Genomic DNA, 15,016 nt, shown 5'->3' with positions numbered 1-15,016 from the left:
CATTCCCCTCTCACCCCGGCCCGGCAGAGTGGGAACACAAACCAAGAAAGGCGAGTTCGATGAAGAATCACTGGTATCTTCCCATCGCAGCTGTAGTCGGTGTCACGAGCCTTACAGTCTGGGGCCAAGCGAACGCCGGTCCTCCCCCTGAAGTTGCTCCGGGGGTGGTGGTAACGGCTGATGTGACGCCAAGCAGCGGCACCGTGGAAACCGAGGACCCGGCGGTCCTGCTCCCCACACCGACCCCAACAGCCAGCATCACCGCAATCCCTGACCATGCAGCCCCGAAAACGCAACTCGTCCCCGCGGAACCACAGACCTACGCACCGCCACAAACAGTGATTCCCATGCACGAGGCTTTCGACGATAAAGGCGGGCTCAGGGCCCCGAACGTTTCCGATGATCCGCCCGGCGACGACAAGGGTGGCCTGAGGGATGACAGCATCTCCGATGACCCGCCGGGTGACGACAAAGGCGGACTGAGGGACGAGGATGCTTCGGACGACGCCCCCGGCGACGACAAAGGCGGGGAGCGGTAGCGCCTGGCGGTTGATGCTATTTCTGACCCGTCAGCAGCGTGCCTTGGACCGCCGTCAAAGGCACGGCCCCGAAGTCCCGGGAATCGATAGACACACCGCGGTTGTCCCCCAATACAAAGACACTTCCGGCGGGCACTTCTTCCGGTCCGAAGTACGTTGCGTCGATACGGCTGTGATCAATGAAAGGCTCTGGGACGAGGACATCGTCCACGTACAGCACGGAGTCCCGGATGGCAACGGTCTGCCCTTCCTTTGCAACGACTCGCTTGATCGCCGATTGGCCGTCAACGGGGCTGGTGAAAGCCACCACTACGCCATTTTGGATCCAGCCTGCCGCAGCTGCCGGCTTGTACAAAAGAACCACGGCGCCCTGTGGAATGGTGGGCTCCATGCTGTCCGACGACACGCTGAAAGGCTCCACCACCCACGCGCGGATGGCGAGGATGGCCAAGGCAGGAATCAGCGCCACAGCCAGGAGGCGGGGCCAGCGGCCGGTAAAGAACTGCATCTTTGGCAACGGCAGCAGGCGGCCCGGGAGCCGCCGTCTGCCGCGGCGCTTTACCTGTGACGTGTTCAATCTTCTTCGTTGTCCCATCCGGCTTTGAATCCCCGGACCAACAGAACCTGGCGGCGTGAAATCGTCATGGTTGGTCTCCTTTGTTCCTTGCGAAGACTGTCCCGCAACTAGCTTGCAGATTTCCTGCACCAGATTCGCCATTACTTGGAGAAACCCTGAATGCCCGCTGGCCGTGCGGGGCGGGAGAAACTTGAGCCATTCCTGAGGCATCCTTGCCCCTATCTGCCGGGGCTCTTGAGCATGGCCGTGCACAGTAGTTCGTGTAAGGCCCGAAGCGCAGAGCAGTACCTGGGATCTGGGTCCGGTAGCCAAGGCCTTTATTGGGGGAACATCAAAGGTCTTATCGCTTGGCGGTGTTGAGAAGCCGGCACCGCCAAGCGGGCCACTCGTACGATTTGCACCACGGTACTGGCTGAACCGCCGTAAGCAGGTAGTCGATCCAAAAATGCGAGTACTTACTACTCGTGTACTCCCCAACCCCTCCACGTAACGTCCTGAAGAGCGTCACAGAAGACAATCTTCAAACGTTCGACTGTTCAGGGGGGACAGATCTTGGGGAAAAATCTTAGGGTGCGAACGCTGCACCATCAGACCGGGGCCGATGACGGAGGCGGCGGGACAGCGTGGTTCCGCAAAGAGTCATCGGTCCCTACTTCATCCGGGCTGCTCCTCGATTTCCGGGCTGAGGGGGACCAGGATTCCCTTGACCTGGTGGCCGACACTGTTTGGAGCGATCTGCCGGCCGTGGCCCCTTCCACCCAAGACAAAGCGTAAGGCTGTGGACCTCGTGGCGGGACGGCAGCCGTGACTCAGCACGACGGCGACGCTCTGCCCCTGCTGGACAGTTCAGTATTGGACAGGTTGCACTTGGAACTCGACCACGACGAAGGAGTCTGGAAGGTCTTCATCCAGGACTTCGTCGCCCTTCTACCTACCAGGTTGGAAAGGCTCCGGTCGGCTCTGACCACCGGTGACGCTGTCGCGGCCAAAGACGCAGCTCTTAGCCTGAAGACCTCAAGCCAGATGGTGGGCGCGGAACGGTTGGCGGGCCTTGCCCTTGACCTTGAGGGGGCCCTGCGTTTTGACTCCAGTGAGGGGGACGTGTCCGTTGTCCTGCCCCGGATTGCAGCAACCCATCTAACGGGGATCAGGCACTGCGCGGAACAAACCAGCTACCTCTTAAAACGGCACCTGTTTGGATCCCCAGGCCGGGTTTAGTTGCCGGGGTGGCAGGACTATCCCCGGGCCCTTCCGGCAGCCTGATCCCCCTCCCGCCGGCGGCCACCAGCGAACTTTCGGTGTTGAGGAAGAATTCCTGCTCGTGGATCCCAGCACCGGACTTCCGGTGGCGGGGGCGGAGCAGGCCCTGCGGCAGGGTGCGAAAGGTCCCGGTACAGGCACAGGTCCCGCCCTGGCTCTGGAGGTCAAGCAGGAGCAGCTCGAGGCAATTGGGCCTGTCTGTTCCACCCTGCAGCAGATGGCGGGGGCCATCTGCTGCAGGGCCGTCCACGTCGCCTCAGGGGACGAAGGGGTTGCGGTACTGGACCGCAACCGCCGCTGGTTGCCCGTGCTCCTGGCACTGAGCGCTAACTCCCCCTCCTGGCAGGGAACCAACAGCGGCTACGCGAGCTACCGCTACCAGGCGTGGAGCAGGTGAGGTTGGGGCTCGCCGATATCCTCGCCTTCGCACCGGCGCACTGGCAGCGCGAGGCGATGGTCAACACCCAGAGCCTGACGGCAGTGGTGATGGACGCCGTCGAACGCACCCACCGAACAGCCGCAGATCCTCACCGGATTACCCGGCATCTCCACGCCACCTGAGCCCAGAATGAGTGGATTGTCAAGGGTATGTGTGCTGTGATGAGGGGAGGAAAGTAGTTGGTTCACCGAGGGCCAAAGTGCGTGGAATGGAGCGGTCATGGACACTGAATTGCCGCTGGCGGACGAGCTCGCCGCTGTTTTTGCGCGCTTTTCCAACGTACTCCTGACCGAAGATACGGTCGACAACGCCCTGAAGCTCATCACCGAGTCAGCGGTAATGGCAGTGGGTGACGCGGCGGGTGCGGGTGTCTCCCTGATGGACACCAGCGGACACCGCAACAGCGCCGCTTCCACAAGCCAACTGGTGGCACAGGCGGACAACCTTCAGTACGAGCTTGGGCAGGGTCCCTGCTTGAGCGCATGGGCCTCCGGACACCCGGTGGATATTGCGGACGTCCGGACCGACCTCCGCTGGCCTGAATGGGGCCAGGCAGCAAACGACTTGGGGTTGCGCTCCTGTGTCAGCGTTCCCCTTCTTTCCGGGGAACTGGCTTTTGGGGCCATCAAGATCTATTGGGCAAACCCGAAGGCGGCGTCGCACAGGCTGATCCGGCTGCTGGAACTCTTTGCAGCCCAGGCCTCAATTTTCCTTGTCAATCTTCAGGCCCGTGAAAGGGGCCGGATGTTGAGCGAGCAACTGAAGTCGACGCTTACGCAGCGTGACATCATCAGCACCGCCAAAGGCATTATCATGGCCAGCCGCGGCATGGGCAACCATGATGCGATGCTGCACCTGATGACCATGGCCCTGAAAAAGAACAGCACGCTGCAGGAAGTGGCAGAAGAGATTATCGAGTCCACGCCGGGACTCGATCATGACCGGGGGTGAACTATGGCGGTCCCTGGGGACGAGGACGAACAGCGCCAAGACTTCCGGTTAGCATTTGAGGCCGCACCACTGACTCTTGAGCAGATTTGGATTAAGTACTTCGGAATTGGAGGGAAAGCCGGGCTGATCGAGGTCCAGGCCTACGTTTATGGTGCCCTCAGCTTTCCTCCCATTGAACGCGATATCCTGGCGCACGCGCTGAATGAAACCCTCAACGGCATGGGCGTTAACGGACGGCGTGCAAGCTACAGTCAGGCGATCCACCCCAAGGCAGACGAGGGCGAGCGGGACAAAAACTAAAAGCCCCCGCCTGCAGAAAACCCTGTTGTTCCCCCCCATCAGGCTCCTGGCATGAAAAGTGTGGACACCGACCGGCAGTACGAGGACTTCCAGCAACTCCACCAGCTCATTGTGGAGAGCGAGGACATTAGAGCCTTCCTGGAAGGAATGACCACGCATGCTGCTGCAACTCTAAGCCGTACCACGGGAGCTGACATTGCGTGTACCGTTACCCTGCGCCGGCACAAACGGACACTCACGATGGCCGGCAGCAGCGAGACGGCGGTAATTCTGGACCGCATTGAACAGGACCTCGGACACGGGCCTTGCCTGGAAGCCCTGCGCACCTCCACCACTGTGCTGCTGGCCGATACCGGGAACGACTCCCGGTGGCCCCTGTACTCCCGAAGCCTGAGGGCCGTAGGTTACAAAAGTGTTTTGGCAACACCCGTCGATGTGGGGGAAACCGCATCAGCGTGCCTGAATTTTTTCGCCCCCGCCACCGGACAGTTCACGGAGGATGCCATCCGGGAGGCGACGGTGTTTACCGAGACGGCAGGACAGGCCCTGCGGCTGGCCCTGCGCATCATTACCGCGGAACTGCTAGCCGGGGACCTCAAGGCCGCAATGAAGAGCAGGACGGACATAGACCTCGCGTGCGGCATGATCATGACCCAAAACCGCTGTACCCAGGAGCAGGCGTACCAGTTTCTTCTTCGCGCATCGAACAACCGCAACATCAAGGTCCATACCCTCGCAGAGCAGATCATCCGGCGGCTGTCGGGCACCTGGGACCGCCACCCACTTTGAGGACTAGGACCTTCCGGCACCACAGTTGTCATCCTGTCCAAGGGAATTCAGCCGGGGTTCTCCGGATTGCCGCACATTTTCGGTGACGTATTAGTTGAATAAGGACCCGGACCTGATCGTGGCCACGGCTGACCTGCCCGAAGCCGTCATCACCCAGCTCGAGGACCTCGCCCCGTCGTCTTCCTGAAGTCCGCTGACGCCAGCCGGCAGATTGACCAGTCCAAGGACAACCTGAAGCTCGTGGCCAAGGCAACGGGCACGGAGGCCAAGGCCGATGGCCCCGTACTTCGTCTACCTCCTGTGGCGTTCGCGGGTGGACCGGACAACTTAGTAGCCCGTTCACCCGCGAAACGGCGTACGCTGGGGAAATCCATTTTGCTGTCCTGGCTCCTTAAACCGTGTGGTCGAAGGGTGTAACTGATGAAAGCGCTAGTCCTGGTGATTGTCGCCGTCGCCGTAGTCCTCCTCATTGTGGGCCTGGCCGTTGAAGCGCTGGCATTCCTCCTGGGGGTGGCTCCGGTGCTGCTGATCGTAGCTGTTGTCCTTCTGCTACTAACCCGCTTCAAGGGGCGCCGCATCCCCCGCTGATGGGGAAAAGCCAACAACCTAAGGTTGTGCATGCCGGCAGAAGGGAAGGCAGGGATGAAGAGCCAACGCATTTCGGAGAGTCCGGCGCTTCCCCATGGCGCGGGGCCGTCGATGTCTGCTGCGGCTGAGTTGTTCAAAGCCATTGCCCATCCGGTCAGGGCGCAGATCCTGGAGCTGCTCAGCCGCGGCGAGTCATCAATTCCCGAGCTCTGCGAGGGCACCGGGGTAAAGCCTTCGCACCTCTCCCGGCACCTGACGCAAATGCGGGGACAGCACCTGATTCAGTGCCGGCGTTCGGACGGCCGGCTTGTCTATCGGCTCGAACACCCGGAAGCCGCAGACCTGTTAGCCGTTGCGCGCTCCCTGCTGCAGGCCAGGGCGGTTGCATCCGTGGCCAGCGTCGGCCGAGCAGGCGTCTCCTCCTGGTCCACCCCGCGCCGCACGCCCGGGGCTGATCCCGCCTCCCGGTCGGATGGCCCGTCCCAGACGGCCTTTTCAAACGAGCAGGTCTCGGCTTTGGAGGCCACCTTGGCATCGCGTTCCCTGATAGAGGAGGCATGTGAAGCGATGGCTGCACGAAGTGGCTGCAGCAGGGACGCAGCCGCCTGGCAGCTCATCATGACAGCAAACAAGCGTGACCTGACCCTTCGTGAGGCTGCCGACGCGGAACTTCGCAAACCGCAGGAACCGCGCCGGGCCTGACCTTTGCTTGTCACCCCAGCGCCTGCCCGGCCGCTCTGAACGGGCGTCTTATTCCGCCAACTGCTTGACCTCTCCCCGTGGCAGGGATCACACTCGAGCGTACGGAATTGACGAAAACGTCTATCCGTCAACAGACTTCTCCGCGGCGTGGACTGCGGAGAAGTCGCACCAGCAGTCAGGGGTTTCCCTTGGCATGGGGGCTTCTGGTGCGGAGTAGGTGCGGAGGGGACAGCGTGGTCGCCTCCGCTCCAAAGCCCGCGTTAGGCGTTAGTAGGCCGGGACGAAGCCCGAGACGAGTGTGCCGAGGCGGGCAGCCGCGGCCAGCTCAAGGCCAGTTTCCGCGAACGTCAGGTTGTCGCCGCTGATGACCAGGACACGTCCTGCGCCCGCGGCCTGCAGCCAGGCGGCATCATTGGGGTTGCTTCTGTCCAGCTGCTGGGAACACATCAGGAGTCCGTCAACATGCAGTTGGACTGCTCCGCCGCCGGCCACGGTGCAGATGCAGGTGCTCCCGGCAGGGACAGCCCGCTCCAGGATGTCGCTGTAGCGGGCACTGGTAGACATCTGGAATCCGTGGTTCAGCAGGAGCGAGACCAGCGCGGATGTCATCTCCCCGCCCGGTTCCCCAATAACAACGTTGGGTACCAGGGTGTAGGCCAGCACAGGAATGGCCGCCGTCCCCGGCCTTTCCCGGTTAAGGACCAACCGTGCACCCACGGAGATCACGCCTTCCACCAGTCCAATCGCCTCACGCATACTCAGTCCGGGTTCCTGACACTGCAGATGACAGACGACAGGATCGAAAGTCAGCGACGATATGCCGTCCGAACCGGGTCCTTCGGTGATGAAGACCATCAGGGACAACTCCGCTCCCGGGCCAAGGGGTAGCCGGCAGGCTGCGCAGCGGCTGGCAGTGGCCTTGACCGTCTCGATGTACTGAGCCGTGTCCCTGCCCTTGAAGGCCTCAAGTCGTTCGTCCCAAGCGACATTGCTGGTGATGGGCATTTCCGCAATCCAATCCGTGATGCGCTCTATCGACGCGCGGCACGGGTGGGCTATTCACGTCTTGGAGCGGGAGACCTGGCCGGGCTTGGCATCGCATCTGGGGTACGACGCCAAGCCCGGCGCTGACCGGAATGAGTTATGGGGGCCTAACTCCCCAGCCAGCTAAGGACAGATTGACGCCTCCGCCTTAAGGAAATCTTGAGAAGCTTTACCGCGAGGCCCACAAGGAAATTCCTAGCTGCCCTGATGGATGTAACTTCCTCCATGCGGAGTGCCCGCTTATCTCCTGATCCCTTCCACGGAAGCACCACGCCGTTTTGAACGGTGTATCCTCGACCAGCTGGAGGCCAAGCGCCCACGCCGGTGGCGCCCCGGCTGAAGGGCCTAAAGACCGGGTGAGCTGGCGCTGAGCCCGGACTAGGTTGCGACGGTGGCGGCAGAGGGCAGGCCGCGTCTGGACCCAAACGCCAGAATCCATTTCGCGGCGTGAACAAGGTTCCACAGGGAAGGCCTCCCACGCCGGCTGGCGTGGGAGGCCACTCTGTGTGTGTTGGAGCAGGGTCGCTCCATAGTGGGAGGGGTTAGAGGATGCCGGTCATGCTGTTCCACCCGGCGCCGACCTGTGACTTGGTGAGCCACCCGCCGGAGCCGTTGCCTGGGTACAGCCAGAGTAGACCCTTGCTATCACGAGCGAGGACATCGACGTTACCGTCACCGTTGAAGTCACCCGGACCGACAATGCTGGTCATGACGTTCCAGCCCGCGCCGATCTGAACCCTTGCCAGCCACTTGCCTGCACCATTCCCGGGGTACAGCCACAGCTTGCCCGAACCATCCCGAGCCAGGACATCGACGTTACCGTCACCGTTGAAGTCACCCGGACCAACAATGCTGGTCATGACGTTCCAACCCGCACCAACCTGAACCCTTGCCAGCCACTTGCCTGCACCATTCCCGGGGTACAGCCACAGCTTGCCCGAACCATCCCGAGCCAGGACATCGACGTTACCGTCACCGTCGAAGTCACCCGGACCAATAATGCTGGTCATGACGTTCCAACCGGAACCAACCTGAACCCGTGGTTCCCAGCCACTGGCACCATTGCCAGGGTACAGCCACTGTTTGCCCGAACCATCCCGGGCCAACACATCGGCCTTACCATCACCGTTGAAGTCACCCGGACCAACAATGCTGGTCATGACGTTCCACCCCGCACCGAGGTAAACCCTGGGCAGCCACTTACCTGCACCGTCCCCGGGGTACAGCCACAGCTTGCCCGAACGGTCCCGGGCCAGCGCATCGGGGTTTCCGTCACCGCTGAAGTCGTGCCTGTCGAGGCCGGCCGGAGCGTTGATGACGAACTCCCACTGTCCCAGCGGGCTGATGTTGCCGGCAGCGTCCACCGCGATCGCACGAAGCGTCGTGGTCTGAGCGATGGCAATAGGCTCGGTGTACAGCGTGCTGCTTACCGTGGGATCGGTGCCGTCGGTGGTGAAACGGATGGCCGCGCCCTCGCTGGCGGTAAGGGCCGCCGTCGTGGCTGCCGTGAAGGTACCGCCCGGGGTGGTTGTGGTCAGCTCCGGAGCTATCGAGTCCACTGTGTAGACCTCGGTCATGACCGCCGAGGGCACGCCCTCATTGACGGCGATGAATTTCAGGGTGGTGGTTCCCTCTTCAAAGGCGATCTCGCCGGTGTAGGGGGTTCCGTCCTCCACGGTGGGGTCTGAACCGTCCATGGTGAAGAAGATCTGCGCACCGGCGGGAGTTGCGGTCAGCGTGACGGCCTGCGGTTCATTGAATGTGCCGCCCGCAGTGCTTGCCGCAGCCGTCGGGGCTTCCGGAGGCGTGGCACCAACCGTGCGGCCCTGAACCACGAAGTCCGTGGTTGTGCCCAGGCTTCTGTTGACCGGTTCACCGAATGGGTCCTTAAGATGGCGGATCTCGAAGGAGTTGGTGTTGTACGGGCTGCCCGTTACGGCGTGAGGAGTGGAACCGTCACCGAGGTAACCCTCAGGCGCTCCCTCAGTCCACCGAAGGAACGGCCCGACCTTCTGCTCGAGCAACGGGGTGAAGTCGCCGTTGCCGTTCATGCTGCCGAGGTCCTCCGTGTAGCGAAGGCTGCCGGTGTCATCGGCGATAACCTCAAACGTCCCGTAGGGATGGATGATTTGGTAGGTCGAGCCCACCTCAAACACATCGTCACCACGGACACGGATGCGCCCAAAGGCAACCTCGTCTCCGGGGACAACGGCCTCGCCGCTGAAGGCTGCTTCCAGGGCGAGGGTCAATCGTACTTCTTCTCCGTCGACTGGCAGGAAGGCTTCGGCCGCCCACCAGAAGGACTCACCGGGAAAGTTATCGGGGAAGGATGGGTCGTTCTCCGGTAATGGCAGTGCCTCGATGATGGGGCACAGCGGATCGTCGAGGCACAGGTCCAGTTGAACACCTGTCTGATCTTCCAGCCACGAGGGATACCCATGGCCGCCCGGAACTACTGGACCCATGGCCTTCAGATTGTGGATGACGTACCGGAAGTTCCGGATTTCTCCTGCAGAGCCTTCCCCATTGACGGACATAGCCCGAATGAGAGTGGTGCTGCCCACCGTAATGGGGGTGCCGTCGAACTCCTTTGTTGAACCGGTGGCGTCCCCGTTGTCGTGGGTCGGTTCGGAACCATCGAGCGTGTAGTACACAGTTGCCGGTCCCGCACCGTCCGCGGTGGTTCCGGTGAGGGTTACTTGCTGTGGACCCGCGTAATTGGGCGCCGTGGCGTCCGGTGACGCGTCGATCCAAGGGCTTGTCGCATCGAGATTGTAGGTCTCAGTTTTAATTCCCGTGCGCTGGGACGGTTCGGTGAGGCTGACTGCCATGTACCGAAGTTCCGTGGTGCCCGGGGTAGCGAGCGACACTGGGGCAACGTCGTCGTCACCTGTTGAGGGCTCCCACACTTCTCCGTGGCTGACGGTGCCGTCCTCGGCGACCACCGGGTCTGTGCCGTCGGTTGTGTAGACAATCTTCGCCTCGTCGGGGAAGGATGCCTGGATGTTGACCGTCAGCGCCTGGTTGTAGGTGCCACCGGGCTTGTCCACTCCTGCGCGGACCGTGGCGATCTTGCCCTGCACCGCAAAAAGATTCGTTTCGGCCGGTGTTGGGATGCCGGGGCCTTCAATGCGGAAGAAGTTCGTGTTGAAGGGGCTGCCGGTTACGGTGTGCTCAAGGTTGGGATCACCGATGGATCCGGCGTTGGCATCGGGCACGGGCGTATCCCACTGAAGGAACGGACCCCAGCTGCCGGAAAGGGGCTCATCCCAGGTGCAGGGCTGCTGCAGGCAGCCGATGTCCTCCGTGAAGCGGACCCTTCCGCGATCATCCGCAGTGACTTCGTAGACGCCGTATGGCGTGGTCGCCTTGTAGGTCGCGTTTGGGGTCATATCGTCCATCCGGATCCGCATCCGGGCGAAAGCAGCCTGTTGTCCTTGAATTATTTCCCCTGCCCCTCCGAACGCTGCTTCCTGGGCCATGATGAGGCGGGCGTCCTGCCCGTTAGGCAACGTCAGCGATGCCTCGGCGGACCACCAGAAGGACTCGTCCGGGAAGTTTCCGGGAATCGCCGGCGCCAAGGTCGGGTCGTAGCCTGCCCCGACAACGGGGCAGACATTGACGTCGTCGAGGCACAATTCCAGTCGAAGGCCGTTCTTGTCCCCGTACCAGTACGGGTAGCCGGTTTCGGGGTTGACTGGTCCGACGCTTCCCTCCATTCCCGATACAGCGGCTGGAAGTAGTGCGGGTTGGGGCGCGGCCCCGGCAGGTAGTGGACTGAATGTGGACAAGAGCACAACCGCCGAGGCAGCAATTCCGGTCCCCCTCCACATCCTGCTCGTTCGGGGGGTGCCCCCCGCTGCGGTGCGTGTACCGTCCAAATTCATGATTGTCTCCCCCGTTAATTCCAGATCCCCCGACGAGCGAGACTGCTGCCGGGCGGGGCAGAGAATGAGACCTGCCCCGGAGCCACTGTGCAGAGGGGACCTTACGAATACCTTGAGGAGGTACCCGAGTAGCACGTAGGCCTGGCTCCCAATATTCGAGTACTCGGTACTGGCGCCGTCGGAAGCGGCAGCTGCTAACGTCGAGCACGGTTGACGGTAGGGTCTCCTGCGCGCCGCCGTTCACGGGTTGCAGGCAACAGCAAAGGGACCCAGGTGCATGCAGAAACCGACAATCAGCACCAGTCCCGCACCGCTGGCTGCCGCACCTGGACGTGTTCCGGGACCGGACCATGCCACCCCGGACCATTCCGGGCGCGACCGGTACCTTGACCTGCTGCGCGCGATCGCGTTGGTCCGAATTGTCGCCTACCATACCTTCTCCGGCGTAGCCTGGCTGACCTTGGTCTTCCCTTCCATGGGCGTCATGTTCGCCCTCGCGGGATCCCTGATGGCCCGCTCCCTCCAGCGGCCTGCCTTGGGTGTCCTGAAAAGCCGGACCCGGCGCCTGTTGCTGCCCCTGTGGATCTACAGCGCCACAGTTCTGGTTCTACTGCTCTGGCAGGGCTGGAGCCCGGACCAGGAAGAGGGCCGATCCTGGCCCGAAACCCTGCTGTGGTTCTTCCCGCTCGGTGACCCGCCCTTCCCAGAGAGCATTGGTTCCGAGGAAGGCCTGGTTGACAGCTTGTGGGCCCACGAAGCTGGAGTCATCCTCTGGTATATCCGTGCCTACTTCTGGTTCATGCTTTTGTCTCCCCTGCTGCTCGCGGCGTTCCGCCGGCTGCCGTGGATTACGCTGGCAGCGCCGCTCGGAATCATGGTGCCCGTCGCCGCCGAGTGGGTGACGCTGCCCGACTGGGCGGACAGCGGCGTCACCGACTTTGCCACCTACGGCTCCTGCTGGGTTCTTGGCTTCGCCCTCCACTCCGGAGCGCTGCGCAGTATCCCCCGATGGATCGTATTCTCAGCCGGAACATTGATGATGGCCCTCGGTTTCCTCTGGGCCGCACCCCACCTTGAAGAGGCGGGCTGGGACCTGAACAACATTCCCGGGGCTGATGGCGTGTGGGCCCTGGGGTTCTGTGCGATGCTCCTGCGGGTCTCCCCGTCCTGGAAATCGCTGCCCCTGCCGGTCAGGACGCTGGACAAGCCAGTCACGCTGATCAACAACAGGGCCGTCACCATCTATCTCTGGCATACCCTGCTGCTGTCGGTCTGTTACGTAATTGTCGACAGGCTCTACGACAACGAGCAAATTGCCGAAGCCGTACCATGGCTGTTGGAGAGCGAGTGGACCCTGTTCGCCGGCATCGGGCTGCTCCTCGCCATCGTGTTCCTCACCATCGGCTGGGTCGAGGACGTGGCCGCTAAACGGAGCCCGCGGCTCTGGCCGGACAGATAACGTCCACTGCACGGGCATGGTTCGGCAGTTCTTGGAAAAACCTCGGGTTGCGCGGCCCTCCGACCAGGCCCGGAACTAGGAATGCAGGGTTTTTGCCGAGATATACCCAAGGTCGATCCGCCACTCTGACGGTGGCGGGGAAACCCATTCTCGGCCTGGCCTTGAAGCTACTGGGGGCCACCAATCGAGTGTCCATCTGAGGAGTCACGATGTTTTCCAAATCTGTTGACCGGCCCGAGATGCCAGACGGAGCGCGCCGCGCCCGCCGGACAGCCCGCCAGCCAATGACCACAACCGCCCGCCGTCTTGCCGCCGTGGTCTCCGGCGCACTGCTGGCCGCATCGCTTGCACCGCTCGCTGCCCTGCCGGGCAGCGCTGCCACAGCCGGCATGGGGCCCGTGGATCCGACAAACGGGTTTCCCACCTGGTATTCGGACGGGAACGTCCGGCTGCAGCTCTGCTACGAAGCAGGGAAGGGCTGCCTTGTGGAACCGCCCAACCCTGACCTGCCTGCTTCCTACCCGGACAACTTCCCTGACGAAGCCTTCTGGTTCGCAGCTGAGGCCTCCAGCGGCAACCTGGGCCTGTATGAAGCCGCTCTCGAAGCAGCACATGCCAACGAAGCCGTGATCAACGGCGATCAGATGGGCTTCGGCCGGCTGCGGTTCCGGCTGGACGGGCTTCAGGCCGGACAGACCTACACCATCACCCACCCGTACGGGGTCCACACCTTCGCGGCCGACAACCTCGGGGAAATCAACCAGACCCTCGACCAGGGCGCCTGCGCCCCGAACGAGACGACAGCCTGCGACTGGGCAGGCGTCGGCGCCGGCTTCCTGGGAGATTACCGCGCCGGTTCAACAGCCACGTTCCTTACGCAGGTCGGCGCAGCTGCCGGCACCATCGGCGACATCAACACCGCGCGGCCCGTGACCGGCGCTCCCTCGGGCAACAACTTCGTGCGGGTTGACGGACCCGACGCCGGTGGACCAGGCGTTGACACTATGACGGTCAACACCTTTACCGTCCAGGGCCTCATCGCCCAAGACACCGAAGGCGGTCCCTCGACGCCGGATCTGGCCGCAGCCAGCGACAGTGGCCGCTCCTCAGCGGACAACGTCACCAACGTGACCGCCCCGACCCTGTCCGGTACCCTGCCGGCGGGTGTGACAGGGCCGGTTGAGGTGGTGGTCAACGGCGGCGCAGCCCAGGCAGCAACGGTTACCGGTTCCGCGTACTCCGTGAAGCTGGCACCGCTTGCCCAGGGACGCCACACCGTCCAGGCCCGTGCCGGAGCCCTGACCTCCGGCACACTCACCTTCACCGTGGACACCGCGGCGCCGGCGGTTTCCGTGACGGCTCCGTTCCCGTCCACGCCCAGCCCGGACAACACTCCGACGCTGTACTTCAGCAGCCCTGATCCGCAGGCACGGTACGAATGCAGGTTGCTGCCCACCAACGCCGACTGGGACCCCACCTGCTCGTCACCGAAGACCTGGGACGCACAGTTCAACGGCTTCTTCACCTTCAGCGTCCGCGCGACGGACACGGCCGGAAACACCGGCCTTGTCGCCAACCGGAACGTCCAAATCGGCACGGGCGGTGGCGTCACCAGCATCACGAAGGACTTCAACGGTGACGGACGAGCTGATATGGTGTCGCGGGATTCGGGGGGAAGGCTGTGGCTCTATCCTGGCAACGGGGCAGGAGGCTTCTTGGCAAGGACCCAGATCGGCGCCGGCTGGAACAGCATGACATCCATCGTCAGCGCTGGTGACTTCAACAATGACAGCAAATCGGATATCATAGCACGAGATTCCAGCGGAAGGCTCTGGCTGTACCGCGGCAACGGAGCAGGAGGCGTACTTGCACGGACCCAGATCGGCACCGGCTGGAACATCATGACCTCAATCGTCGGCTCAGGCGACATGAACAGTGACGGAAAAGTCGATCTGACCGCACGGGACTCCAGCGGCAGGTTCTGGCTCTACCGGGGCAACGGAACCGGCGGCTTCCTGCCGCGCACACAGATCGGCGCCGGCTGGAACATCATGACCTCAATCGTTGGAGCTGAGGACCTCACCAGCGACGGAAGGGCTGATCTCGTGGCGCGCGATACCAGCGGCAAGCTCTGGCTCTATCCCGGCAACGGAACCGGCGGCGTCCAGGGCCGCACCCAGATCGGCGCCGGCTGGAACATCATGACCGCCATTAGCGCTTCGGGTGACCTCACCGGTGACGGCAAGTCAGATCTGGTGGCCAGGGCCTCCAGCGGCGTGCTGTACATTTACCCGGGCAACGGCGCCGGCGCCTTCCCCACGCGGGTCAGCGTAGGCGCAGGCTGGAACGTCATGAACGCCCTCAGCTAAGGCAGTTGCCTCAGCCTGATCAACACAAGCACCGCCCGCGTACACACAGTACGGGGGCGGTGCTTGTGTCCGTTCTCCTGGCCTGCATGAGTAAAGCTGCACGACGTCGCGC

14 protein-coding genes are annotated in these 15,016 nt (G+C 62.8%); 11 read left to right on the top strand and 3 right to left on the bottom strand.

Annotated elements, in window-relative coordinates:
* Positions 1–59: 59 nt before the first annotated feature.
* Entirely contained in the window at positions 60–539 is a 480-nt protein-coding gene (locus tag AC50X7_RS12945) for a hypothetical protein (RefSeq protein ID WP_494979371.1), read from the top strand.
* A 16-nt stretch (positions 540–555) separates the two neighbouring features.
* On the opposite strand, the gene lepB is transcribed toward AC50X7_RS12945, so the two are convergent.
* Entirely contained in the window at positions 556–1,116 is a 561-nt protein-coding gene (gene lepB / locus AC50X7_RS12940) for a signal peptidase I (RefSeq protein ID WP_494979370.1), read from the bottom strand.
* A gap of 804 nt (positions 1,117–1,920) precedes the next feature.
* On the opposite strand from lepB, the gene AC50X7_RS12935 reads away from it, so the two are divergent.
* From AC50X7_RS12935 to AC50X7_RS12900, 8 genes are all read left to right on the top strand, one after another.
* Complete coding sequence (locus AC50X7_RS12935) at positions 1,921–2,334, top strand: Hpt domain-containing protein (protein WP_494979369.1); 414 nt, start codon at positions 1,921–1,923, stop codon at positions 2,332–2,334.
* Positions 2,312–2,773 (top strand): glutamate-cysteine ligase family protein, encoded by a 462-nt coding sequence (locus AC50X7_RS12930; RefSeq protein ID WP_494979368.1) that lies wholly within the window; start codon positions 2,312–2,314, stop codon positions 2,771–2,773. The genes AC50X7_RS12935 and AC50X7_RS12930 overlap by 23 nt, the downstream gene beginning before the upstream one ends.
* Positions 2,770–2,937: a hypothetical protein gene (locus tag AC50X7_RS12925; RefSeq protein ID WP_494979367.1), complete on the top strand. Its 168-nt coding sequence runs from the start codon at positions 2,770–2,772 to the stop codon at positions 2,935–2,937. The genes AC50X7_RS12930 and AC50X7_RS12925 overlap by 4 nt, the downstream gene beginning before the upstream one ends.
* A 97-nt stretch (positions 2,938–3,034) precedes the next feature.
* Positions 3,035–3,766 carry a GAF domain-containing protein gene (locus AC50X7_RS12920; protein ID WP_494979366.1) on the top strand — a complete coding sequence of 244 codons (732 nt, stop codon included), beginning with the start codon at positions 3,035–3,037 and terminating at the stop codon, positions 3,764–3,766.
* A 3-nt stretch (positions 3,767–3,769) separates the two neighbouring features.
* Positions 3,770–4,066, top strand: a complete 297-nt coding sequence (locus AC50X7_RS12915) for a hypothetical protein (RefSeq protein ID WP_494979365.1) — start codon at positions 3,770–3,772, stop codon at positions 4,064–4,066.
* Positions 4,067–4,117: 51 nt separating this feature from the next.
* Positions 4,118–4,855: a GAF and ANTAR domain-containing protein gene (locus tag AC50X7_RS12910; RefSeq protein ID WP_494979364.1), complete on the top strand. Its 738-nt coding sequence runs from the start codon at positions 4,118–4,120 to the stop codon at positions 4,853–4,855.
* Positions 4,856–5,275: 420 nt separating this feature from the next.
* Entirely contained in the window at positions 5,276–5,443 is a 168-nt protein-coding gene (locus AC50X7_RS12905) for a hypothetical protein (protein ID WP_494979363.1), read from the top strand.
* A 54-nt stretch (positions 5,444–5,497) separates the two neighbouring features.
* Positions 5,498–6,145 carry a metalloregulator ArsR/SmtB family transcription factor gene (locus AC50X7_RS12900; protein WP_494979362.1) on the top strand — a complete coding sequence of 216 codons (648 nt, stop codon included), beginning with the start codon at positions 5,498–5,500 and terminating at the stop codon, positions 6,143–6,145.
* A 267-nt stretch (positions 6,146–6,412) separates the two neighbouring features.
* Here AC50X7_RS12900 and AC50X7_RS12895 read toward each other — a convergent pair whose 3' ends face one another.
* Together AC50X7_RS12895 and AC50X7_RS12890 are read right to left on the bottom strand one after the other, a co-directional pair.
* A complete protein-coding gene (locus tag AC50X7_RS12895; protein WP_494979361.1) occupies positions 6,413–7,150 on the bottom strand; it encodes a hypothetical protein in 738 nt (245 codons plus the stop codon).
* Between the two features lie 581 nt (positions 7,151–7,731).
* Positions 7,732–10,908: a chitobiase/beta-hexosaminidase C-terminal domain-containing protein gene (locus AC50X7_RS12890; protein ID WP_494979360.1), complete on the bottom strand. Its 3,177-nt coding sequence runs from the start codon at positions 10,906–10,908 to the stop codon at positions 7,732–7,734.
* 445 nt (positions 10,909–11,353) lie between these two features.
* Between AC50X7_RS12890 and AC50X7_RS12885 the strand changes: the two genes are divergently transcribed.
* Complete coding sequence (locus tag AC50X7_RS12885) at positions 11,354–12,535, top strand: acyltransferase family protein (RefSeq protein WP_494979359.1); 1,182 nt, start codon at positions 11,354–11,356, stop codon at positions 12,533–12,535.
* 209 nt (positions 12,536–12,744) lie between these two features.
* Complete coding sequence (locus AC50X7_RS12880; protein ID WP_494979358.1) at positions 12,745–14,904, top strand: VCBS repeat-containing protein; 2,160 nt, start codon at positions 12,745–12,747, stop codon at positions 14,902–14,904.
* The last annotated feature ends 112 nt before the right edge of the window (positions 14,905–15,016 follow it).

Source organism: Pseudarthrobacter sp. Hb11 (assembly GCF_059383655.1).
This window is presented reverse-complemented; position numbering and strand designations above follow the sequence as displayed.